The 21,046-nt window shown below is 42.1% G+C and carries 21 protein-coding genes; 13 read left to right on the top strand and 8 right to left on the bottom strand.

The window, feature by feature from the left end; all coding sequences use genetic code 11:
• Positions 1-17 precede the first annotated feature (17 nt).
• Positions 18-875, top strand: a complete 858-nt coding sequence (locus R7H07_RS17500) for a hypothetical protein (RefSeq protein WP_001015844.1) — start codon at positions 18-20, stop codon at positions 873-875.
• A 63-nt stretch (positions 876-938) separates the two neighbouring features.
• Positions 939-1,652, top strand: a complete 714-nt coding sequence (locus R7H07_RS17495; RefSeq protein WP_000988730.1) for a hypothetical protein — start codon at positions 939-941, stop codon at positions 1,650-1,652.
• Between the two features lie 42 nt (positions 1,653-1,694).
• Here the strand turns inward: R7H07_RS17495 and R7H07_RS17490 are convergent, their stop codons facing one another.
• The 3 genes from R7H07_RS17490 to R7H07_RS17480 form a co-directional block, all read right to left on the bottom strand.
• A complete protein-coding gene (locus tag R7H07_RS17490; RefSeq protein WP_206959957.1) occupies positions 1,695-1,976 on the bottom strand; it encodes a hypothetical protein in 282 nt (93 codons plus the stop codon).
• Positions 1,977-2,122: 146 nt separating this feature from the next.
• Positions 2,123-2,431, bottom strand: a complete 309-nt coding sequence (locus R7H07_RS17485) for a hypothetical protein (RefSeq protein ID WP_001277004.1) — start codon at positions 2,429-2,431, stop codon at positions 2,123-2,125.
• A 417-nt stretch (positions 2,432-2,848) separates the two neighbouring features.
• Positions 2,849-3,271, bottom strand: a complete 423-nt coding sequence (locus R7H07_RS17480; protein ID WP_000220974.1) for a hypothetical protein — start codon at positions 3,269-3,271, stop codon at positions 2,849-2,851.
• 385 nt (positions 3,272-3,656) lie between these two features.
• On the opposite strand from R7H07_RS17480, the gene R7H07_RS17475 reads away from it, so the two are divergent.
• A complete protein-coding gene (locus R7H07_RS17475) occupies positions 3,657-4,133 on the top strand; it encodes a hypothetical protein (RefSeq protein ID WP_000131758.1) in 477 nt (158 codons plus the stop codon).
• A gap of 299 nt (positions 4,134-4,432) precedes the next feature.
• Here the strand turns inward: R7H07_RS17475 and R7H07_RS17470 are convergent, their stop codons facing one another.
• Together R7H07_RS17470 and R7H07_RS17465 are read right to left on the bottom strand one after the other, a co-directional pair.
• Positions 4,433-5,398, bottom strand: a complete 966-nt coding sequence (locus tag R7H07_RS17470; RefSeq protein ID WP_001203214.1) for an integrase domain-containing protein — start codon at positions 5,396-5,398, stop codon at positions 4,433-4,435.
• 116 nt (positions 5,399-5,514) lie between these two features.
• Positions 5,515-5,643: a hypothetical protein gene (locus tag R7H07_RS17465; RefSeq protein ID WP_017788943.1), complete on the bottom strand. Its 129-nt coding sequence runs from the start codon at positions 5,641-5,643 to the stop codon at positions 5,515-5,517.
• A gap of 764 nt (positions 5,644-6,407) precedes the next feature.
• Between R7H07_RS17465 and R7H07_RS17460 the strand changes: the two genes are divergently transcribed.
• The gene (locus tag R7H07_RS17460; protein ID WP_031841443.1) at positions 6,408-6,977 is read left to right on the top strand and encodes a competence protein CoiA family protein; all 570 of its coding nucleotides are present in this window, start codon (positions 6,408-6,410) and stop codon (positions 6,975-6,977) included.
• Between the two features lie 1,201 nt (positions 6,978-8,178).
• Here R7H07_RS17460 and R7H07_RS17455 read toward each other — a convergent pair.
• Together R7H07_RS17455 and repA are read right to left on the bottom strand one after the other, a co-directional pair.
• Complete coding sequence (locus R7H07_RS17455; RefSeq protein WP_170826434.1) at positions 8,179-8,406, bottom strand: pyocin activator PrtN family protein; 228 nt, start codon at positions 8,404-8,406, stop codon at positions 8,179-8,181.
• 678 nt (positions 8,407-9,084) lie between these two features.
• Positions 9,085-10,053, bottom strand: a complete 969-nt coding sequence (repA, locus tag R7H07_RS17450) for a plasmid replication initiator RepA (protein ID WP_001909787.1) — start codon at positions 10,051-10,053, stop codon at positions 9,085-9,087.
• A 638-nt stretch (positions 10,054-10,691) separates the two neighbouring features.
• Between repA and zur the strand changes: the two genes are divergently transcribed.
• Entirely contained in the window at positions 10,692-11,156 is a 465-nt protein-coding gene (gene zur / locus R7H07_RS17445; protein ID WP_005381268.1) for a zinc uptake transcriptional repressor Zur, read from the top strand.
• A 9-nt stretch (positions 11,157-11,165) separates the two neighbouring features.
• Positions 11,166-11,627 carry a chemotaxis protein CheX gene (locus R7H07_RS17440; RefSeq protein ID WP_005381269.1) on the top strand — a complete coding sequence of 154 codons (462 nt, stop codon included), beginning with the start codon at positions 11,166-11,168 and terminating at the stop codon, positions 11,625-11,627.
• Positions 11,628-11,726: 99 nt separating this feature from the next.
• Here R7H07_RS17440 and pgi read toward each other — a convergent pair whose 3' ends face one another.
• Positions 11,727-13,379, bottom strand: coding sequence for a glucose-6-phosphate isomerase (gene pgi / locus R7H07_RS17435; protein ID WP_005381270.1), 1,653 nt, complete (start codon positions 13,377-13,379; stop codon positions 11,727-11,729).
• A 306-nt stretch (positions 13,380-13,685) separates the two neighbouring features.
• Here pgi and R7H07_RS17430 point away from each other — a divergent pair, with 306 nt between their 5' ends.
• The 7 genes from R7H07_RS17430 (at position 13,686) to R7H07_RS17400 (ending at position 21,038) form a co-directional block, all read left to right on the top strand.
• Positions 13,686-14,066, top strand: coding sequence for a secondary thiamine-phosphate synthase enzyme YjbQ (locus tag R7H07_RS17430; protein ID WP_206959960.1), 381 nt, complete (start codon positions 13,686-13,688; stop codon positions 14,064-14,066).
• Between the two features lie 68 nt (positions 14,067-14,134).
• Complete coding sequence (locus R7H07_RS17425; RefSeq protein ID WP_048852589.1) at positions 14,135-15,415, top strand: site-specific integrase; 1,281 nt, start codon at positions 14,135-14,137, stop codon at positions 15,413-15,415.
• A complete protein-coding gene (locus R7H07_RS17420; RefSeq protein WP_206959962.1) occupies positions 15,399-17,144 on the top strand; it encodes a site-specific integrase in 1,746 nt (581 codons plus the stop codon). The genes R7H07_RS17425 and R7H07_RS17420 overlap by 17 nt, the downstream gene beginning before the upstream one ends.
• Entirely contained in the window at positions 17,144-19,153 is a 2,010-nt protein-coding gene (locus tag R7H07_RS17415) for a hypothetical protein (protein WP_206959965.1), read from the top strand. The genes R7H07_RS17420 and R7H07_RS17415 overlap by 1 nt, the downstream gene beginning before the upstream one ends.
• Complete coding sequence (locus tag R7H07_RS17410) at positions 19,137-19,538, top strand: hypothetical protein (protein ID WP_206959967.1); 402 nt, start codon at positions 19,137-19,139, stop codon at positions 19,536-19,538. Before R7H07_RS17415 ends, R7H07_RS17410 begins: the two co-directional genes overlap by 17 nt.
• A gap of 838 nt (positions 19,539-20,376) precedes the next feature.
• Positions 20,377-20,754: a hypothetical protein gene (locus tag R7H07_RS17405; protein ID WP_242539622.1), complete on the top strand. Its 378-nt coding sequence runs from the start codon at positions 20,377-20,379 to the stop codon at positions 20,752-20,754.
• A gap of 77 nt (positions 20,755-20,831) precedes the next feature.
• Positions 20,832-21,038, top strand: a complete 207-nt coding sequence (locus R7H07_RS17400) for a hypothetical protein (protein ID WP_139151471.1) — start codon at positions 20,832-20,834, stop codon at positions 21,036-21,038.
• The last annotated feature ends 8 nt before the right edge of the window (positions 21,039-21,046 follow it).

Genomic DNA, 21,046 nt, shown 5'->3' with positions numbered 1-21,046 from the left:
AAAATGGAGAATGACGAATGAACCACAAATTGACACTGTTATTATCAACTATCATTTGCAGCCTCTTTTTAAACGGCTGTGCTGTATCACCAAAGCAATACGATACACAACAGAGTAGAGCACTAAACATTGCTAGAGCTGGCGGGATTTACGATCAAGATTTACAAGACTCCTCAGATGGTACTAACTCCTACAAAAAATCACTTTTGCTTCGCGCACTAAATGCAACAGCCCTACTAACTTCACTCGATGCGCCATTGTCTGGGATGACTGGCGCTCAGACTCTAGCATTCAATGCAGGAAATATCATGGCGACACCTGATAACCCGTCCGCTCGCCCATCGTTAATGGCCTGGATGCCCAAAACAGAAGCTACTAATACAGATGATGCACGTATCAAGTTCGAGGAACTTGTGGATGCAAGCCTAATAAATACAGCCCAGAATATGGGAATGATCGTTGAAAAACTGGCCGATAAAGGTATTACGATGCCAAAACTGAATGGCTGGGATATCAATATATGGACAGTGGATGCGCCTCAGTTCGGCTGCAAACCTGAGCATTGCGTAATTGCAACTCACGTTGCTCGGATAAATGATTGGCAAACACCTGAATTTATCACTTCTGGGCCAGGTGCAAGTTTTATTCTAGATTCTAATCACCCTAGTCAATACAGCCGAATTATTTTCCAGCAGACAACTGAAAAGGTTTCCTTTCCGGTAGATGAATTCTATCGGCAGTTAAGTGCCAACCTCCCTGCATGGTCAGCTATGTACTTTCCTCCTAATACCGTCTTTAAGGATGGGCAAACACTACCTTATCCGGTGCTTTATGAACATGGTCAACAGCTTATGTTCGTAACTCCTCAAAGCTAACTGAAACCATATAAGGGCGGAACTGGCAACGCTGCATACCAGTTCCTCAATGGAAACAAAATTATGATGACATTAACGACCGTATCAGAACAACTTAGTAGCATTCAGAGCCGAGTATTTTGGCGTGTGGGTACCCAACGAAAAGGCATACTCAATGTCACCCTCGATTTTGAAAGCAACGATAGCGCCCTACTCTGCGAGTTATGCGCCATTCGCTACCTGCTGCTCGAAAAACAAGTTTTTGGCCGAGTCCCAGGAACAGGAAGAGGCTACAAACTGGTTGTATCAAAAGGTGCCATCAAGAAACTGGCACGGGGAAGATCTGACAAAAAGTGCGCCCAAAAGTTTTCGGCCTTCCTACAATCTCGTTTGGCAGGAGTGCAGATCGAGGTCTCCACTAAAACAGAGTACATGGCCAACATTGAGGAAGAGGCTACAGAACTACTGCTGGCTGAACGAAAGCGATATGCAGGCACCTTTGATGCTATCGAAACACCTGCAATGGGCACGGTCTTGGTAACAGCTCACGCTGTATCACGATACAGCGAGCGGATAACCTCAGGCAAGCCCAAAGCCCCGTGGCTGTCACTGGTCAAACGCATCCAGAACCCGGAGCTTCGCATTTACCCTCTTGCGGAACGAGAGCGTCGTCGCAAAACCCAAAAGTACGGCACCGCTGACAATATTGAGGAATGGGGCCATCCGAGCAGTGAGCTCTACTTCCTTGTACTAAATGATCAGGGCATTAGAACACTTGTCACCATCTACGAACGCTAAATCAGAAACGAAAAAAGCCGGGAAACCCGGCTTTTTTCACGATCAATGAGCAGCTTCATCGACACCGAACGCTTTCTCCCAGGATTCACCGCTTTCAGCAGCATCCAAGTCGATAACAAATTTCAGTTCGATTCGATCCAGTTCCAGCGACCGCATTTCACATTGTTCAGTAACCAACTCCCGATAACGGTTTTCAGCTTCATCGTGAGATGTCGCTGAAATCGTCTCTGAAAACAGTTCCTGATGTTTGTGATTGTTGAAAGCGTAAAACATAGTGCCAACAACATCATACTTGCGTATAACGCATTGAGTTTGTACCGACATAACAGTCTCCTAATACGGTTAGGCCGGGAATCCCCACCGGGATTTTTCCCGGCAGGGTTGCATTTGATTTAATTAATTTATCGACTAATAGACTAAAATCAGTCGTTGCATCGTAACTTCCTCAACATTCAAATAGAACAGACTTATTAGGACACCTCTAGGCAGCGCTTAACCCCTGATAAGTGGCGTGTTCCACGAACGATCTGGCCGTCAATCGGCGCAGACTCGATGAAAGCGCAAGGCGTTTTGTGAGCTTTAGGCTCGCGGCTGAGCCACTCACCAACAACAGAGTTGTCACTCACTTGGGTAGGCATAACGGCCTTTACAGGCCGCTTCTTAAAAAGACCAAACGCAGCTTTGAGCATATACAGCATTCCGCGAGCGAGCAGAGATGCTGAAACCGAAAACAGTGCGACGGTAACGATCATAATTAAGAAGAAAGTGGTTGCAGACATAGCTTCACCTCATATTTTTGAGGGAGCTATCCCCACAAGGGATTAGCTCCCGAGTGGGTTCAAAAAGTTAACTTGCTGTTTGTTTTTGGCGACCAGCTATCGCACTCATCAGCTACAAGAGCTGAATGAACTTCCAAGATAACAGGCTGTTCTACTTAGACAAATCGCTCCAACTGCCCTTTTTAGGCGCACTTTCACATGTGAAAGTTCCTGAACGCAACGATTACTCAGTACCGTTTTTACGGGGGTAGTTATAGAGGTACAAACTTCCAAAAGTGACCACAGTAAAAAGTAGCAAAGGGCCAGACAAGCTGGCCCTTTGATTATTCCGGTCACACTAAAGAAACTATTACAACATGCGCTGCATCGTAATCTCTAGCACCCGTTTAACTTATGGCCTCACGGGCACAAAGCCGTTTAATTATCTACACCTTTAAAAATAAAGGTGCCCTCATGTTCAAGCTGCTTCAGCTCAGTAAGAAATTCCTCCTCAAGGCTCAGTTTTGCCTGGGCGGTACATTTCTTACCGTTAAAATAAGCCCAGAATGAGTTGATAAAAAACTCCTTCTGCAATTTAGAAATCAGAGACTTAACGCCGTCCTGATAAATAATTGTCGGCTTTTGGGTCATCCAGTCGTTCCACTCAACATCAACTTTGATTAGCACTTCATCTATCAAAGATTTAACTTCATCAATAGCACTCACAACTTCTTTATCCTCTGCGCAACGGTGCGCTGAGATAGGAAGAAGAAGGCCTTGGATTGTCTCTTGAGTTGACCAAGCTTGCTCGGAATAAAAATACTCTTTGTTTTCAAAGTTAAGATGTAAATGATATGTCATGTTTAAATACTCCTTTGTAAGGTTTTTCAATATTACCAATCTAGGGAGCTATCCCCACACGGGATTAGCTCCCGAGTGGGTTCAAAGTTAGTTTGCTGTTTGTTTTTGGCGACCAGCTATCGCACTTATGAGCTACAAGAGCTGAATGAGCTTCCAAGATAACAGCTTGTCCTACTTAGACAAATCGCTCCATCTGCCCTTTTGGGGCGACAAACTGTTCAGCATCCCTCCCCCCAAGAAAGCGATTAACCCCATTTGAACACCAATTACGTCTCAGCTCAGTCAGAACAGCGACTTTCACATGTGAAAGTGAATCCAGTCCGTCATTGAAATCAGCAACTTTACCCTCCATATAACATAGGGATAATTAACCTCTGGAGTACCTATGACCGACAATACAGCAATGGAAGCACTGTTCATCCAGCAGCGCCTGCAAATCATGAATCTGGGCGTGCATCATAACGAGTTTTCTGACTCTTACCTGCACGCTTGGGAGTCTGGCACCTATCCGCTCCTACAAGACACCGATGGCAGTGTGATCAGGATGCCTCATGAACCCTATGCCGAGTTCTTCAAGACCCCAAAAGACAAAGTGCAACGGCTATTTGATCGCTTATGTACAGCATGGGACGCCAAAGAAGAACTGACTTTCTATGCCCTGGAAGATGAGCTAGGCGTTCACGGTGGCTATGGTAGTGAATGGGATCGCGTCGATCTCATCAAGATTTGCCGTTACTTGTACCTGGAGCGTTCGTTTGACGAAGAGTTCTGGAAAACTCTGCTCACGCCGATGGAACACCCTTCCGAAGCATCATCTATCCTTCGTGAATTTAACCGTGAGCGTGACATCTACTTCATGTAATCAATTCACAGTTCCGGAGGTCTCGGTGGATCTCCGGGGCGCTTTAGCAGCACCTGCCAGAGCACACGAAAAGCATAAAAGTGAGTTGCCAGTGTTTTCTGTGTCAGATCTGACTTTCTGGCATAGTATCGGTGGATATGTGCCCGACCGATTTGAGGTGGTGTACTCACCCCTGGTTCATTGGCCGCAATGTCATTGCACGCATTTACCAGCAGCCGGATCTGAGCTCTCCTTGTCTGCTTACCACCGTGGCGTAGATATGAATGCGACCGTTCTTTAATCCATTTTTCCATATCCGCTCACCCCAAGTACGAATTTGTCACGTCGACACGACCGTGACCCAGTTCTCTTGCTATTTGCATCCTGACCTCACGATCAAGAGACTTTGCTGTTTCAACGCTAATTCCCTTTTCTCTGGAAATATATTTATGATGTGCGTTGCCATGTTTTATTCCCGCTTTGACTGGACATTTCACACCAGATAATTTCTCATACCTATTTTGAGCATACGCATGACGCTCACCGTGGAATTTAACACCCAATCTTGCCGCTTCTTTGTAAGCATCCTGCCGAAACTCTTTATAGCTCTGTTCGGCTGGGATCATACTGCGACCATTTTGAATATCCCTGGCATGCTCTAGCGCTTTAATTTGTGATTGCTCAAAAATAGGAACAAAACGAGGGCGACCTCCTTTCGTTCCGTCTCTTATTTCTACACATCCTTTACTCTGGGCTTGAGCCAGAGCTTTATCTGCATTCAATTTTGCAGACTCTTCAAACCTGAGACCTAGTTCTCGTTGCAAATTTAACAATGCTCCAGTTCGCTCAGTTGCAATGTAAGTTGCTTTATCGTGACGCTCCTGAGAAATACTTTTGTCCCCTTCACTAATGCCACTCCGCTTAGGTAAATCACCTTGTTTTACTGGATCAACACGAACCTTATTATCTCCACGAGCGATTTCCATTACTCTATTAACCGCACTTAAATAGTTTTGTGCAGTTGATGCTTTTATCTCACCATTTTCAAAACGATCTCTTAAATGATCCGCGTACTGCATTAAGTGTGAAACTTCAACTTTTCTAAGATCTTTAATTCCCTGTTCAGCTTTGACCCAGGAGCAAAATACATTCCAGCGGTCATGGATCGTGCTAATAGACTCAAATGACTTGTACTCTTCTTTCAGCGCATTTAACCCGGCATAGCCCATGTCACGACTTTTAAGGCCAAAGTTTTTGGCATCCGGATTCGTTCGTTCACATCGCACTGATGCTCCCCTCTTAGTTGTTCTGTCCTCATTAGCCATGCCCCTAACTGGTGTTAAGTGATATGCAGTTTTTGATGGCAGCTCTGCGTGCTGCTGGCTAAGCGGTTCTCGCCGCTTCAAAGGGCAGATAAGACGATGCCCACGTCTACTTTATTACGACCAAACATTGCTATGGCAGGGGCTCTGCTCTCAACCGTCTGGCCTGCCTGAAATGGCAAACTGACGGCAGATCCGGCTGATGTCATCGTCTCTGATTCCTTCCCAATACTGGAAAGGACCCGGCGAAGCCGGGATTTTTCGCGCGTTTCCCCGCGCGGGTCGAAAGCCTAGCGCCGTTGAGGCGCAAGGCTTTCGTCGGGTGGCTCGCCCCCCGTCTCTGTTCCCTGACGGTAGACAGAGACGGGGGCGAAGCATCAGCTCCACAGCAATAGCAACATCAGTTACAGGTTGTTGCTCAGGAGGAGATCGAGCATTTTTGACTGACTCAGGAGGGAGCCTAGAAGCTGAGACCTTTGGCTGATCACAGGTAAGAAGCATTGTGCAGCGCAAAACGCATACAGCAATGCAGCAGCACAACGCTGCAAACAATAAGAATAGAAACATGATGTTTCCTCCGTTCTGTTAGATTTCAGGCGGAGGAGTGCCCTATCAGGGGTCACATCCCCCAGATGGGTTAACTATGTAGAGCCATTCGGCTGTAAGTATTTTGAAGTGGTTTATGCTATTTCTTGGTAACGATGACTAGCTATCAACGACCGACTTTGAGCGGTATTCCATCTTTTATGATAGTTTCGTTAGTCTGTGTGTCAACTGCTATCAAAAGAGGCTTTTTAGGTTGCTTTTCGACGTAATTTTCAGTCCTATCGTCACAACTGTTAATCCAAAAGCAACTTTTCGAGGGCTCTCAAACATACACATACAAACATACCTGTTGCCGTAATCAAAATACTATCTTGAGATAGTATTTTGACATGAGAAACATGAAGCTACGCTGCGAAGGAAAATACATATGCCGTTTATTGGACATGACACGGTTAATGACAAACGTGTCAACATCCTTAACTACGAAGACCCGAGAGCAATATTTAAACGAGGTCAAATAGTATGTCGATACTGTAAAGAGGAATTGGTGATCAGAGGAAACTCTAGAATAAGCGTACCCAAAATACACTTCATGCACCTATCAAATGAGTGCAAAGGAGAATACAAACATCATCCAGAAAGTCCCGAACACTTATTCTTTAAAGAGCTCCTTTCAAGAGACTTAGCCAAAGATCTTGATGAGTATAGCAATGCACGTGTAGAGCTCGAATGTCCTGTTGAATCCATAAAGCGAATCATTGATGTTGCTTTTATCTTCCCTAATGGATGGGTTGTTGCCCATGAAGTTCAGTTAAGTGCGATCACACCCAATGAGTTAGAGGAGAGAACGAATGATTACAGAAAAGCAGGAATTGACGTTACTTGGTGGCTTGGGAAGCAGGCAAATACCCAAAAAAATCGCCAATGGTGCTACGAAAAACTGGGTGAGTGCCACACCATTGATTACGAAAAGCTGGTCGAACATTCAGCCAAGTGAAAAAGCTGTGAGATATGGAAGCTCTGAACCTAAATTTTTCACCTCCTTTTGGTGGTCGCTATCGATTGAAAATTCTAGCGAATTTAATTACCCAATGCTCCCTGCGGATAGACAAAGAATGCCGAATCAAACAATGCTCTCTTATACACTCATTCACCGCTTACTATTTGCTACACTTCAATGCTGGGCTACAACATCGTCAATAGAAAAATCGCGATTAATGAATGGGATAGGAACCCCTAAAAGCCAAGCGCAAGTAGCAGCCCTATTAGGAGCTTGGGAAGGTGTTGGATTTTTAACGAAAGAAGGAAAAGGAAAAACAGCATCGTACAAGATAGTTGATGGCTATAAGGCAGGAAATTGGCCAGGAGCCACAAATGAGCAACGAAAACAGTGCTACCAAAGAATACTAAGAAACATACCATTGGGCATAAATCTGAATGCAGTCAAAATAAGGGCTGTATGCTTAAAGAAAATAACTTATGAAGCCGCAGACTTTACTCTTTAACGGTAAAGCTTGGGCTAGAGAGCAAATCAAGTAGCTCAATTATGAGCTATATTATAAAAATTTAGGTCATTGAAACCTTGAAGCCATTTGTTATTTATTACACAGGCTATGATTGATAGAGGTGATAGCTTGAAATACAACGCAACTCGACAGTCTTTTCCCCCTAATCTTGATATGTGGCCCGTAGGTTCGGCAGAACGCTTAATACATGGATGCTGGCTGTTGAGCATTATGAGGCTCCATACGTTCACCAATGAGTGTGGCGAAACGCTCCAGGAAACGTACAATGAAATTAATCATAGAATAGGTGTAAATACGGTTTACATTGACCTTCTTACCTTAGGGGTGAATTATAGAAATTCGTCACAAATCTTAAATATCATCAGGAACAATGAACAACCGACTTGGGTTTGGTTTACCAACTGCGACGCTCTATTAGATACTTCGCTTGCTGGTTGGCTACGATCGATTCTAACTACCTGTGATGTGGAGCATCTAAGAGTGGCTTTTCTTCTCGATAACAAAATGCAATACAGGAGCATCTTTCAACATTATTCAGCACCACTTTACAAAAGTACTACATATCTAGTTCTTAAAGTGAACTAAAGCTTGTTGAAAAATACTGTTTATTTGGAGTCTCTGTAATAGCCTCATCCCTCGTAATCAAAGAAAATTTCAATCTAGTTTTCGTATTCACATGTTTACCTCTTTCCGTTTTTCATCGATGTAATTAGCTAAGTCAATTAAGCTAACTAAATACTCCGCCTTTTGCGACTCACGCCAAGCTGGGATAGGTAATCGATTTGCCGTGGCGCGATCTTTCGCAGTACGTGGCGCTAAGCCAAAATATTTCTCACATATTTGTCCTAAAGGTACAACTGGTGTATTAAATTCCGCCATCAGTAAAAAAAGTGTATTCATAGAAAGACCAATATCCATTCCTCAACTAAACGCCATCATTTTCGTTTATTTCAACATGCGAGACATACCGCGGATCTGCCCTTTCTAGGCACTTAGAGACGTTTTTTAAGTGGAAAGCCTGTCAAGGGTTCCAGTGGCCGTTCTCCGGGCTTTAAAGCGCCAGCCTTGCCCTGCTATGGAAAAATGAACTAAACGCGCTCTATGAGCTAAAGCGGCCACCCCTTGACTGGATTGGAACGTAATAGCCTTGACTTAGGAGGTTGGCTTTAGGCCGAAGGCCGCGCCATCCTCCTGAGTCCCCGGCGGCGAGGGGTTCCCCCTTGGGGGCGGAGGGGGTATCACTGGCCCCTAGCTTTAGCTAGGAAATGGCCAGGCATTATTTTCTTTTCCTCATAACTCACAGAAAGTGAGATATAGAAATATATATGTATTTATTAGAAAGATATGAAAGAGCGGGTTTTGCGCATAACTTCGTTATGGTCGCAGATAAACTAATCTACCCGCTTGCAGATAAGAGTGGATAACAAAAATAATCCACAAGGAAGGCCGCAGAATGCCCCTGAACGCATCAATAATAAGAGGGGGTAAAGTTAAAAGGTGGGGAGATCTTGCCGGATCTTCGCTTACAGGAACGACAAACACCGGGCATGTGCCCGGTTAGGTTTAATCCGATTGAATTTATTGAATGGTATCAGGTGGCCGGTGACTAATGCCTATATCCATGCTGTTCAGGCGTTCCCAAACTAGCTTATTGAACTGCTCACTGCTTAGCTGGGCAAGCTCATGGGCAGGCATAGACTTGGTAAGTGCCGTAGCCACTTCATGCTTGCGTTCGTCCAAGCTCTTGGATGCCAGCTTGTTGCGGCGGCGTTGAGCGCCAGCGTTCTGTTTGCGGGCATCCCATGCACGTTTGAAAATTTGTTTACGCTTACGGTTACGCGCTTCTCTTAGGGTGATAACCTCGCCCGCCTCAGTGAGTCCACTATTACGCAAAGCCAGTTGCTCATCAGCCTGAGTGTAAAGTTTATCTAAATCAGCCCCCGCAAGGCGGTAAAACTCGCTAGTAAGCACCAGAACTTTAGGGAACCAAAAGCCATTAGCCTGATCCCATACCATGCCGCTTTTCGGGTTGGCTTCATCACCATCAGCGTGAACGTAACAGAGGCCAAACGGGATCATGACTTCATCAATGAAGCGGCTGATCCGACTTACGGTTACTTTGCTTTCAGTGATGTATTGCTCACCTGTTTCCGGGTCTGTTACCCACATTTTGGATAGTTCGGCGGCCATATCTTCCAGATCGAGTTCCACGATACCTGTAGCCAGATCATGGCGTGAAAGCAGCATTTGAAACATCGGGTTGATGAGATTGCGACGCACGTCTTTGAAGTCTCGCTGACGGCCTGCGGCCTGACGCAAGTGGACAAAGTGAGGATCACGGGAAATGTCGCGCTTACGACAGAAGTTGAACGTTTTACCCAGCTCACCCGGTAAATTCTTCCAAGATGCAGGACGGACGTAAACGGGCTTTGGGTTTAAGCAACAGGTGCTGTGAGTTCCTCTCTTGCGTTTGGTACTTTTACAACACAAGCCATTGGAGTGAGAGCTCGCTCCCCTTCCTGCTAATTTTACGTTATTAGAATACACCTTGGCACTTCTCCGCTCTGGAGAAGTAGTGCAATCTCAACAAATTTGACTTGTTAAAAATCCACATTTTGCTACACTAATCCTCGAATGAAAGACTAAACCCGCGAGGAGCGCCAACTCCGTTATCAGCGGGTTTTGTTTTATCTGTCATCAAGTCTTTGATTAGCGTAGCTATCTGTCCCACTTTCACATGTGAAAGTGAACGTGCCCCCTTACGTGTCCCTCAAAAAGAAAAAACACAATTATTTCAGAGCCTTAAGCAAACAATCACTCCCATCGAGCATTGGTGCTACGGAGAGCCTGCAAGAATGAGTCATGATATAAACACCCGTTTTTATGTTGCCAAGGTCGAGCGCAGCAGTACGCTCAAAAAATAAGTCGGGTATTGTATACCCAAGCACCTCTGGGTGCTAGTTTCAGCGAGAATGATTTGGTTGGCTGACTAGCCAAGTGCTTAGGAATACGCAGAAGTAATACGAATCTGTCATTCGTTGATTCATTCTGTGATGATTATTCCGCCTTCACACCACCACCGACTTGCTTTAATTCATGATTTTCGTTCTGATAGTGGGTAAAATGAAGCATTTCTAAACGAACTTCGTATAGAAATGATTTATCATAGAGCACGTCCGATAGTTATGGTGAAAGGTTTGAACCCAACAATCATTGAACAAATTGAAAGTATCTGCGCAGAGCGTGGAGTACGACTGACTCCGCAACGCCGACGCGTATTTGAACTCATTTGTTCTAATCGCCGCGCCTCAAGTGCGTATGAGCTATTGGAGCAACTAAAAGAGAGTGAGCCTCAGGCTAAGCCGCCCACTGTTTATCGAGCATTAGATTTTCTCCTAGAGCAAGGCTTCATCCACCGAGTGGAATCGACAAATAGCTTTATTACTTGTTGTTCTTTCAATACTCAGCAGCACTTTTTCCAATTACTAATTTGCGATAAATGTGGTGATGTCGTTGAACTCGAAGATGAGACGCTGATATCCTTGTTAGCCGAAAACGCCGAGAAGCATGGATTCAAACTGACCAACCAAGTTATTGAAACTCATGGTGAATGCCAGGCCTGTTCCTCCGAGACGAAAGAAAAAGTATAGAAGAACGTTATGCGCGCTGAATTTGTAAACCCGTTTTTAGCTTCTTTAATGAACGTGCTAAAAACTATGGCTTCTCTTGAGCTGAAGCCACAAAAACCGCGAATCAAAAAAGATGAGATCGCACGAGGTGACGTTTCTGGTCTGATTGGTATGGTAGGCCCACAAACTCGTGGTTCAATGTCGATCACCTTTGATGAAGCACTCGCCCTAGAAATCATGCAGAACATGCTTGGTGAGCGTCCAAATGGGCTCAATGAAGAAGTGACCGATATGGTGGGTGAGATCACCAACATGGTTACTGGTGGTGCGAAACGCATTCTGGCGGAAAGTGGTTTTGACTTTGATATGGCAACACCGGTTGTGGTTTCGGGCCGAGGTCATACGATTCGCCACAAGTGTGAAGGCTCAATTATTATCATGCCTTTCTCTTCCCAATGGGGAAATGCCTTTATCGAAATTTGCTTCGAATAAAAGAGAAAAAATAGGTTGGCACTGGCCAACCTATTTTGTTTTTGCCTCAGGCAATAAAAAGGTCAGCATTTGCTGACCTTTTCTTTATCTATTCAAACATTAAGCTTTGAACGCTTTAAATGCGTTGATTAGACCGTTTGTTGAGCTGTCATGCGAGCTGATTTGAGACTCGTCTGCAAGCTCAGGTAGGATTTGGTTAGCCAGTTGTTTACCTAGCTCCACGCCCCACTGGTCAAAGCTGAAGATATTCCAGATAACACCTTGTACGAAAATTTTGTGTTCGTACATTGCGATCAAGTTACCTAGCGTACGAGGCGTGATTTGCTTCACTAGAATAGAGTTTGTTGGACGGTTACCTTCAAACACTTTGAATGGCGCAATCGCTGCCACTTCTTCAGCATTCTTACCTACTTTCACCAACTCTTCTTTCACGGTTTCTTCATTTTTACCAAACGCTAGAGCTTCAGTTTGCGCGAAGAAGTTAGACATCAGTTTTTGGTGATGATCGCTAGCTGGGTTGTGGCTAATTGCAGGTGCAATGAAGTCACATGGGATAAGCTTAGTACCTTGGTGAATTAGCTGGTAGAACGCGTGCTGACCGTTGGTACCTGGTTCACCCCAAATGATTGGGCCAGTTTGGTAAGTTACAGCATTGCCGTCACGGTCAACGTATTTACCGTTTGATTCCATGTTACCTTGCTGGAAGTACGCCGCGAAACGGTGCATGTACTGATCGTAAGGCAGAATAGCTTCTGATTCCGCACCGTGGAAGTTGTTGTACCAAATACCGATAAGCGCAAGGATCACAGGGATGTTGCTTTCTAGATCTGTTGATACAAAGTGCTTGTCCATCTCGTGAGCGCCATCAAGCAGCTCAACGAAGTTGTCGAAACCTACTGCTAGTGCAATTGATAGACCGATCGCAGACCATAGTGAGTAACGGCCACCAACCCAGTCCCAGAATTCAAACATGTTCGCTGTATCGATACCAAATTCAGACACGGCTGTCGCGTTTGTTGAAAGCGCAGCAAAGTGCTTAGCCACATGAGCCTGATCACCCGCCGATTCTAGGAACCAATCACGAGCAGTGTGCGCGTTAGTCATGGTTTCTTGTGTTGTAAACGTCTTAGACGCGATCAAGAATAACGTCGTTTCTGGGTTAACTTTCTTCAACGTTTCAACGATGTGTGTACCATCAACGTTAGATACGAAGTGAAGGTTTAGATGATTTTTGTATGGCGCTAGAGCTTCCGTCACCATGTAAGGGCCAAGGTCAGAACCGCCGATACCGATGTTCACAATATCGGTAATTGCTTTGCCTGTGTAACCTTTCCATTCACCGCCGATAACGCGCTCAGTGAATGATTTCATTTTTTCTAGAACCGCGTTCACTGCTGGCATTACGTCTTCGCCATCTACCATAACTGGAGTATTAGCGCGGTTACGTAGTGCAGTGTGAAGAACAGCGCGACCTTCTGTTTGGTTGATCGCTTCACCACTGAACATCGCTTCAATTGCAGATTTCAGCTCGGTCTCTTTCGCAAGAGCAAACAGGTGCTTCAGAGTTTCCTCATTGATGAGGTTCTTTGAGTAATCGACTAGGATGTCTGAGCCGAAACGTGCAGAGTATTTGTCGAAACGCGCTGCGTCTTGAGCAAACAGCTCTTTAAGATCCATATCTTGTGCAGATTCGAAATGCGCCGTTAGCGCTTTCCAAGCTTGTGTTTGCGTTGGATTGATATTTTTCAACATGGTCTTTATCCCGATGTTACAGTAGGTTCCATTCCTTACAGTCTAGCGAAAACTGTGGAATCCCCGATTTAGCAAATAGAATATAAATTAGATGTTTGGGCAAATTGCCACAAAACAAGTCTTTGTAATTTTTTTTCAGGCGCCAATTATGACCGAGAGCTTTTACACTCACATTGAGTTAGGTCACGTTCCCTGCCCTGAAATTGAACAATTCATTTACGATGACAAGAATCATATCATTTACTAATGACAGGCTCTAATTGGAATAGGATAGACGCCAATTTATAAATTTCCAAAGGAACACGTATGTGGGCACAAAAAACACTGCAATTAAAAGCGAGAAGCCGCGGTTTTCACCTGATAACTGATGAAATTGAACAACAATTACCACAAATAAACGAACTTTCAGTAGGTTTATTACACTTATTTATTCAGCACACCTCCGCCAGTTTGACCTTAAATGAGAATGCTGATCCAACCGTGCGTATGGACATGGAAGCGCACTTCAATAAGTTTGTGCCAGAGCGTGCTCCTTATTATCAGCACACCTATGAAGGTGACGACGACATGCCGGCACATATTAAAGCATCACTGCTTGGCAGTAGTGTGACGGTACCAATCCAAAATGGTCGATTAGCTTTAGGAACATGGCAAGGTATTTACTTTAAACACGTCCTCACTCATTGACATATTACATACGCACTACTATACCGTTGACATAAACTTCACTGCTTCTCAGTATTAAAGTTGATGGTATGGCTAATTTAGAACGAACCCACTACCAACCGATGAAATTCCTGGAGGGACATTCCGATGACCTGCCATGGATAGTTGATGCTCATCAGCTTACAATTCCAAAATGTCCTCAGATATTTTTTGACAGCGGCGAGCCTTGGCTGGCAGCGAATTTATATGCAGTAGCCCGTCTTGAGAGACAGACGAATATCAAGACAGTCCTATCAGACATGAACCACTTACGTGACTACGCTGAGTGGTTAGAATCTGAAGGACTAGATTGGACATATTTTCCTATCAAGAAAAAGGAACGGTGTCTTTTTAAATATCGTGGATATCTAATTTGTCAAAGAGATACAGGAGAGTTATCACCTAGTACTACTTCATCTAGAATGAGTTCCGTAGTTAAGTTCTATCGGTGGGCACAAGCTGAAGGACTAATCAAGAGCGATGAGCTCTGGCAAGATCGCGAAAAAACGGTTCATACCTACAATACGGTTGGTCTAAAAAGATCGATCCTAGTCAATTCTAGCGAACTTGCGATCCCAAACAGAAAAAGGCCAGGTGCAACACTAGAAGATGGTCTTCTACCTATTAGCGATTCATCTCGAAAAAGGTTACTTAACTTTCTCCTAAAACACGAAATGACCGAGTTGTACTATATGTTTATGGTTGGTTTTTTTACTGGTGCCAGAATTGAAACCATTCGTACATTGCGCGTTAGTAGTCTTGACAATGTATTTGAAGATCCTTCAGCAATCAACCTAAAAAGAATTCCTGTTGGTCCACCCACGCAAGTGAAAACAAAATATGGGGTTAGTGGCGATTTACTTTTTCCTGCCCTACTAATAGAACAACTAAAAAAGTACGCTGTAAGTCCAAGGAGGTTGGTACGTCAGGCACGAGCCTCCAATGACAACCAATCTTTGCTATTTCTAACTTCAAATGGGAAGAAATATGAAGACAATTCATTTACCAGCGTAATGTCAAAATTGAGGAAGAAATTAGTTAGTAATGGGTTAGGTGAGTTCCGTCAGCTTAAATTTCATCAAAGCAGGGCAACATATGGGAGCCAGCTAATGTTATATGCTTTGAAAACGCTTAAAGATCCACAAAGAGCAATTGCTTTCGTTAGAGATGCCATGTTTCACAAAGATGAATCTACAACATGGAAATACATAACCTTTGTTCAAAATGAGCCCATCAAAGAGATGCTGTCAGACGAATTCTTTCACTTCTTTGGTGGCAATGATGGCTCTGAGCTTTTAATTGAAGAAGTAACATATGGCTCTAATTCCTAATCTCATGATTCAAAGTCAACGCCTGGAAACGAGAGCAAGGTACGATCTGCGAAGATTTTTGTACCAAAGACCGTATACTAAAAGTGGAAAGGCGCTGGATTCACGGTGGTTCTTTCGAAAAATAGATACAGGAGAAATTGGCCCACCTCAAATGGAACGGCTAGAATTAATCCTAGCGATCAAGGAACTTCTTGAAACTAAATTAGAAACCGGAAGTTCAATATCGACAATTGAAAGTAGTCTTTCAACGTTACAGTTATTTTTTGATTTTTTTAAAGACAAAGAATACATCACCTTAAAAAATCTAGAAAGCGCTTATCTTGAATATTGTGAAGGCTTATTTATCAGATCCAACAAGATAAATTCAACACTAAAAAAAAGCACAGCCTACGGTTACGCAACTAAGTTATCATCAATATTTGGAGAGCTACTTGAAATACCAGTTAGCATTGAACTAATCAATAGGACCAGGCTCCCCTATACTAAAAAATCAAAGAAGGCTGTTAGTAGGAAATCGGACAAACAAAACTTAGAAGACATATCTAGAATGGGATGCTTCTTAGTTGATATTGTATCAGGTATAACTATTGAAAAAATATATGGAAAGTTACCTTTCACTATTCATGCAAGGAATATTAAAGATGAAAATGAAGAAATAACTCTAACACTAAATTCTCTTTGCTCAAAAAAAACCAATCTACTGAACATGCCTTTTGAATCACTTACTCCGAGGGAAAGAGATACGGTAAAAACAATAATGAAAACTCGGAGTGAAGTAAGAAGTATCGAAGGAACCAAGCGACATTACTTTGTTTCATTGAGAGTACAAGCTGAATTTTTAATCTTCATAGCTCAAACAGGCATGAATGTCTCTCAGGCTAAAGCTTTAAAGAGAAATCAATTTAAATATAGGCCATTAGGTGAAAGTTGGGAGGTAAAAACATTTAAGAACCGGAGAGCAGGTGAAGTATCTTTTAAAATATATAAATCTTATAAGCCATTCATAAAAAAATATTTAAAATTCATAGACCACTTCTTCCCTGAGTCTGATCTATTATTCCCTTGGCATGACACAGGAGGTCAACTATCAAAGGGAAGAGCATTTTCCTATCTGTCTCTCAGAAAATTGTTAAATAAATACAACATACCTTGGATATCACCTCAATGCCTCAGAGAAACACGAGTAAACTGGTGCTTAAGACGTTCTAGCAGTGACGTTAAATTGACTTCAGAAATGCATCAACACTTCATGGAAACTCTCAGAAACAATTATGAGCGTCCAAGCCAGCATCGCTCTATGGTCGAGTTGACCAAGTTTTGGAATAAGAATGATCCCATAAAAAAAGGAGAAATTAAAGCATCCTTAATAACTAGTCAGTGCAATGGTGTTCCAATTTCGACACATGATAAACCTGCCTCTATTGTTACTCCTAATTGTATAAATCAGTCAGGTTGCCTTTGGTGTGAGAATTTCAGAGACATAGACTCATTTGACTACATCTGGTCTCTTTTTTCATTCCGATACCTAAAAACTATTGAAGCATCTGGAGTGAACATAAAAGAAACAATACCTTCAGATTTAGTTATTGCAAAATTGACTGAAAAAATCGATTGGTTCAAAAAGTCCAATGATGAACGGAATAAATGGGTAGAAGAAGCTGAGATTAGGATTGAAGAAGGCGACTTTCATCCACACTGGTTAGGCTTGATTGAGTTTTTGGAGGGGTAATGGAACAAATACTTCGATTCATGCACCCATCAACTTTAGTGACGAGTCGATCTTCCACTTATCGCCCTACATCATTTCCTCCCAAACAAGATTGGCCAGTAACGGTTGATACTCAGGGAATCGCATTATCACTTTATGGAGATGACTATTGGGACTTTAATGCATTTGGTTTTCACGGTTTTGAGTTCGGTAAGCATGGCCTTTCACCTGAAAACTGTGAGCTTTTCAAGCAAACAATGTTATTTATTATGTACCATCCAAAAATATTTCCAGGAACAATAAAAAGCTGCAACGGATATTTTCAGAACTTAAAGAAAATTGCCATATTTTGTGAGAAAAATGGAATCTTAATTAAAGATTTACATAAATATCCTAATTTATATCCTATGATTACCAAAGAAATTCAGTGTGCTAGAATTAACGATCGAATTTCTCAATTGCATAAATTAAATTTATATAGTGACGAGCTTGGATTTGTAATTGCTGACAATAGACTTCTACAGCAACTAACACGAGAATCAAAGAAATATGAAAGCACTCAACATCCTTATATTCCTCCTCGAATTTGGAATTATCAAGTTCAACGTCTCAATGATGCCATAGATGATTTTATAAAGCACAAGCATGATATTGAGAAAGCTTTCTTATGGTTACATAAAGCTTATAGTTACAATCGTAAAATTTGTCCTCAAGATTATCAATCGCCATTCACCGAAAGATCTGTTTATAAAAATCGTATAATCTACGATGGTAATTTCAATGATTTTTTGACTGAATTTGGCCTAATCGAGTTGCTTAAGCGATGGATTGATCCTTCTGAAAAGATGCATGGTGCTTTTAACACACAATGTTTTTCAAAGTACTTATCCTTGGTTCGAGACATCTCCATTATTTTCATTCTAAACTTTAGTATGCAACGAAAGTCCGAAGCAACGTCTTTAAGAAGTGACTGTTTCTATATAGAAAAAGATAAGCATTTAGGGGATATTTGCATTTTAACGGGCGAAACAACTAAAACAGATTCGGACTCAGATGCTAGGTGGGTAGTTCCTAAAACTGTGAAAAAGGCAGTGGATTTGGCTACATGGATAGCAAGGCTAAGGCTGAAGTCATTGCCAGATAATTACCACGTGCCTCAAGATATCAAAAATAATCCTTACCTACTTACCGCAGCGTGTGAACTTTGGAGTAGTAGCGGTGGTGCAACAAAAGATCTTTCCGGGTATAACAAATTGTTGAACAACAGAAGAACTTTAGACTATTTCAACATCTTACGCCGTGGTTCTAAACTATTTGATGAACAAAAATTAATAATAACTAAAGAAGACTATAATATTGCGCTTGCACTCACTCCAAATCTACACAATAGAGAATGGTTTGATGAAGGAAAGAAATGGAATTTCACAACACATCAAGCAAGAAGGACTCTTGCAATAAATATGTTCACATCAGATGACGTTTCTGTCAGTTCTATTCAACACCAAATGAAACACCTATCGAGACAAATGACTCTTTATTATGGCCGAAACTATACAAGTTTAAGGCTGGACTCTAAAGTAGAGAAAACACTCATACTCGAGTCTTACCGGAGCATTTACAGAAAACTGGTCGAAGTAGTTGAGGATGAGATAGAAAATGTAAGGCCACATAAGACTAACTTATGTGTGATACCTATTATCGAACTGATTGATAAACATGAAGAGAAAAAACTACTAGAACTAATAAAAACTGAGAAAGTTGGATGTCGCCGCACTCTTCTAGGGTTCTGTATGAAGCCAGGCTCATGCGAATATGGCGGCATTGAGTCAGTATCAAAATGTGCAGGTGGCGATGGAAAAGGAGTCTGTGCCGACGCTATTTTCGTTCGAAAGAACAGAGAAAAACTTATCAAACTGAAGGGCAATCACGAAAATCAGCTTAATGCTCTTACACAGGAAAATATGCGATATTGGTCTTTGAAACAAGAAATCTATGCTATTGAGGTATACTTAAATGTCGTCGACACATAGAAAGCCTGCGGTGGAATTGTTCACTGAAGCATTTGAGCGTCTTAAAAACAATACACCTATCAACTTACCTGAAGGTACTCCAGTTACTCAAAACAACGTTGCTAGAGAAGCAGGTCGCGATCCATCAGCTCTTAGAGCAGAGCGTTATCCTGATCTTCTGTTAAAGATACAACTGTACATATCGAATAAAAAAGAGCAGGGGAAAAAATCTTCTCAAAATCGCGCTAGAAAAATAGAGAAAAGACTGTCGGATTGTAAGAGGCAAAGGGATAAACTATTATCGATATACCATTCTCAACAAACACTGATCGAAGAGCTTTATGATAAAATCCAAATGCTTGAAGAAGGTAAAGTTCTAGATATTAGTAGAAAAAAACAGAAATAGGCGCTTTTTATTAAACCTGACAACGAATAAAAGTATATCTAAGGATATAAACAGTCGAAAGACAGGGCAATATAGCTTTTTTTTGAGCGATTTTTATTGAGCAATTAGATAGTAGCCATCGACCTCCTTCCTGCCTTTAAATCGCTTTACTGGAGTGCACAGTTAAATAGAAATGCAGGACAAGTACTCTCAACATTAACTTCGGCCTGAATATGAACCATTGTCGCTAAGTCAAGCATGGACCAAAGAGCCACGCCTAACATGTGACCCTTTGGCATATTCCATAATTAATTAGTAACTAGGACGACCATAATTGAAGGTAAACAATGCAGGATTTCCACATCATCGCTTTGCCAAAACAAATGGACGAAGCAATGTTCGACTCAACTATGGAGTACATAAAGTCATATCTTTTCAAGAAACAAATTCCGATAGAAACCATTAGAGATATATACACATTACCTCCCGATTAACATACGTACAAAAACCTACAAAAGGCAGATAATTAAAAATAAGAGTATGGTATCAATGTTGTTCGTAGGTTTATTTTGCGACAGATTATATGAAACCAAACAAGTACAATGGAAACGTCCTCAATCGAATAACAGAAGGATTGAAACTCTGTATGATGCAGCAGAATGTGTGGCAGATCTCTTTTCAAATTTAGGCTTTCAATACGAAATGGCATCAGTAGTTAACGCGAGGAAGAAATTCCTTAAAATACTGAATGAATTAAATGTAACACATTGACATGTTGGGGTGTTTTTTGAAGTGTAATTTTAACAAATGGCCTGTCGGCTCTCCTGAACGCTTCATACATGGGTGTTGGCAGCTGCGCATGATGAGATTCCATACATTTTTTCACCAGTGCGAGAAGGCTATTCAGGATAGGTACAATCGCATAAATCATAGTATAGGTGCTAAAGTCGTTTACATTGATCTTCTTAGTTTAGGTGCGGATTACCGAAATCAATCGCAAATCTTGAATATCATCCAAAACGAAGAGCAGCTAACTTGGGTTTGGTTTATCAACTGCCAGGCTCTACTAAATACTTCGTTAGCAGGTTGGCTACGAAGTATTCTTACAACCAACAACATAGACCACATTAGAGTCGTTTTTATCCTAGATGACCAAGAGCAGTACAAGAGTATTTTCCAACGTTATTCAGCACCACTTTACAAAGCAACCACAGAACTCGATACCTCAACCAACTGAATTAAAAGCAAAAATAAATTATAAAATAAAAATTTGCATTCTCTGGATTTAATTCTTACGTTTATAAAAAAACAAACATGAGAAATCCAAAGCCGCTGCTTGCAGCACTACTGACGATAGCCTTGAATGGCTGTGTTAACGTTGTTTACATACCAAACAATAAAGGCTACATCCAGATAAAACCTAATACAAATCCAAATATTCTTAATGGAAATGATCTGGATACGAACCTTTCTCTGCGAGAGCTAAAACCACCGATAAGCTCAGGTATCGGCAGCCATTAAAAACAAAA

This window comes from Vibrio sp. Vb1127 (assembly GCF_033338735.1).
GTDB classification, from domain to species: Bacteria; Pseudomonadota; Gammaproteobacteria; order Enterobacterales; family Vibrionaceae; genus Vibrio; species Vibrio alginolyticus.
Note: the sequence above shows the minus strand (reverse complement) of the source record. Positions and strands in the feature narration are given on the sequence as shown.

What these genes read in the sequence shown, in the direction of transcription:
- R7H07_RS17500 (WP_001015844.1), top strand. Translation starts at nt 18, where the DNA reads ATGAACCACAAATTGACACTGTTATTATCAACTATCATTTGCAGCCTC.
- R7H07_RS17495 (WP_000988730.1), top strand. Translation starts at nt 939, where the DNA reads ATGATGACATTAACGACCGTATCAGAACAACTTAGTAGCATTCAGAGC.
- R7H07_RS17490 (WP_206959957.1), bottom strand. Translation starts at nt 1,976, where the DNA reads ATGTCGGTACAAACTCAATGCGTTATACGCAAGTATGATGTTGTTGGC.
- R7H07_RS17485 (WP_001277004.1), bottom strand. Translation starts at nt 2,431, where the DNA reads ATGTCTGCAACCACTTTCTTCTTAATTATGATCGTTACCGTCGCACTG.
- R7H07_RS17480 (WP_000220974.1), bottom strand. Translation starts at nt 3,271, where the DNA reads ATGACATATCATTTACATCTTAACTTTGAAAACAAAGAGTATTTTTAT.
- R7H07_RS17475 (WP_000131758.1), top strand. Translation starts at nt 3,657, where the DNA reads ATGACCGACAATACAGCAATGGAAGCACTGTTCATCCAGCAGCGCCTG.
- R7H07_RS17465 (WP_017788943.1), bottom strand. Translation starts at nt 5,643, where the DNA reads ATGACATCAGCCGGATCTGCCGTCAGTTTGCCATTTCAGGCAGGCCAG.
- R7H07_RS17460 (WP_031841443.1), top strand. Translation starts at nt 6,408, where the DNA reads ATGCCGTTTATTGGACATGACACGGTTAATGACAAACGTGTCAACATC.
- R7H07_RS17455 (WP_170826434.1), bottom strand. Translation starts at nt 8,406, where the DNA reads ATGAATACACTTTTTTTACTGATGGCGGAATTTAATACACCAGTTGTA.
- zur (WP_005381268.1), top strand. Translation starts at nt 10,692, where the DNA reads ATGGTGAAAGGTTTGAACCCAACAATCATTGAACAAATTGAAAGTATC.
- R7H07_RS17440 (WP_005381269.1), top strand. Translation starts at nt 11,166, where the DNA reads ATGCGCGCTGAATTTGTAAACCCGTTTTTAGCTTCTTTAATGAACGTG.
- pgi (WP_005381270.1), bottom strand. Translation starts at nt 13,379, where the DNA reads ATGTTGAAAAATATCAATCCAACGCAAACACAAGCTTGGAAAGCGCTA.
- R7H07_RS17430 (WP_206959960.1), top strand. Translation starts at nt 13,686, where the DNA reads ATGTGGGCACAAAAAACACTGCAATTAAAAGCGAGAAGCCGCGGTTTT.
- R7H07_RS17425 (WP_048852589.1), top strand. Translation starts at nt 14,135, where the DNA reads ATGGCTAATTTAGAACGAACCCACTACCAACCGATGAAATTCCTGGAG.
- R7H07_RS17420 (WP_206959962.1), top strand. Translation starts at nt 15,399, where the DNA reads ATGGCTCTAATTCCTAATCTCATGATTCAAAGTCAACGCCTGGAAACG.
- R7H07_RS17415 (WP_206959965.1), top strand. Translation starts at nt 17,144, where the DNA reads ATGGAACAAATACTTCGATTCATGCACCCATCAACTTTAGTGACGAGT.
- R7H07_RS17410 (WP_206959967.1), top strand. Translation starts at nt 19,137, where the DNA reads ATGTCGTCGACACATAGAAAGCCTGCGGTGGAATTGTTCACTGAAGCA.
- R7H07_RS17405 (WP_242539622.1), top strand. Translation starts at nt 20,377, where the DNA reads ATGATGAGATTCCATACATTTTTTCACCAGTGCGAGAAGGCTATTCAG.
- R7H07_RS17400 (WP_139151471.1), top strand. Translation starts at nt 20,832, where the DNA reads ATGAGAAATCCAAAGCCGCTGCTTGCAGCACTACTGACGATAGCCTTG.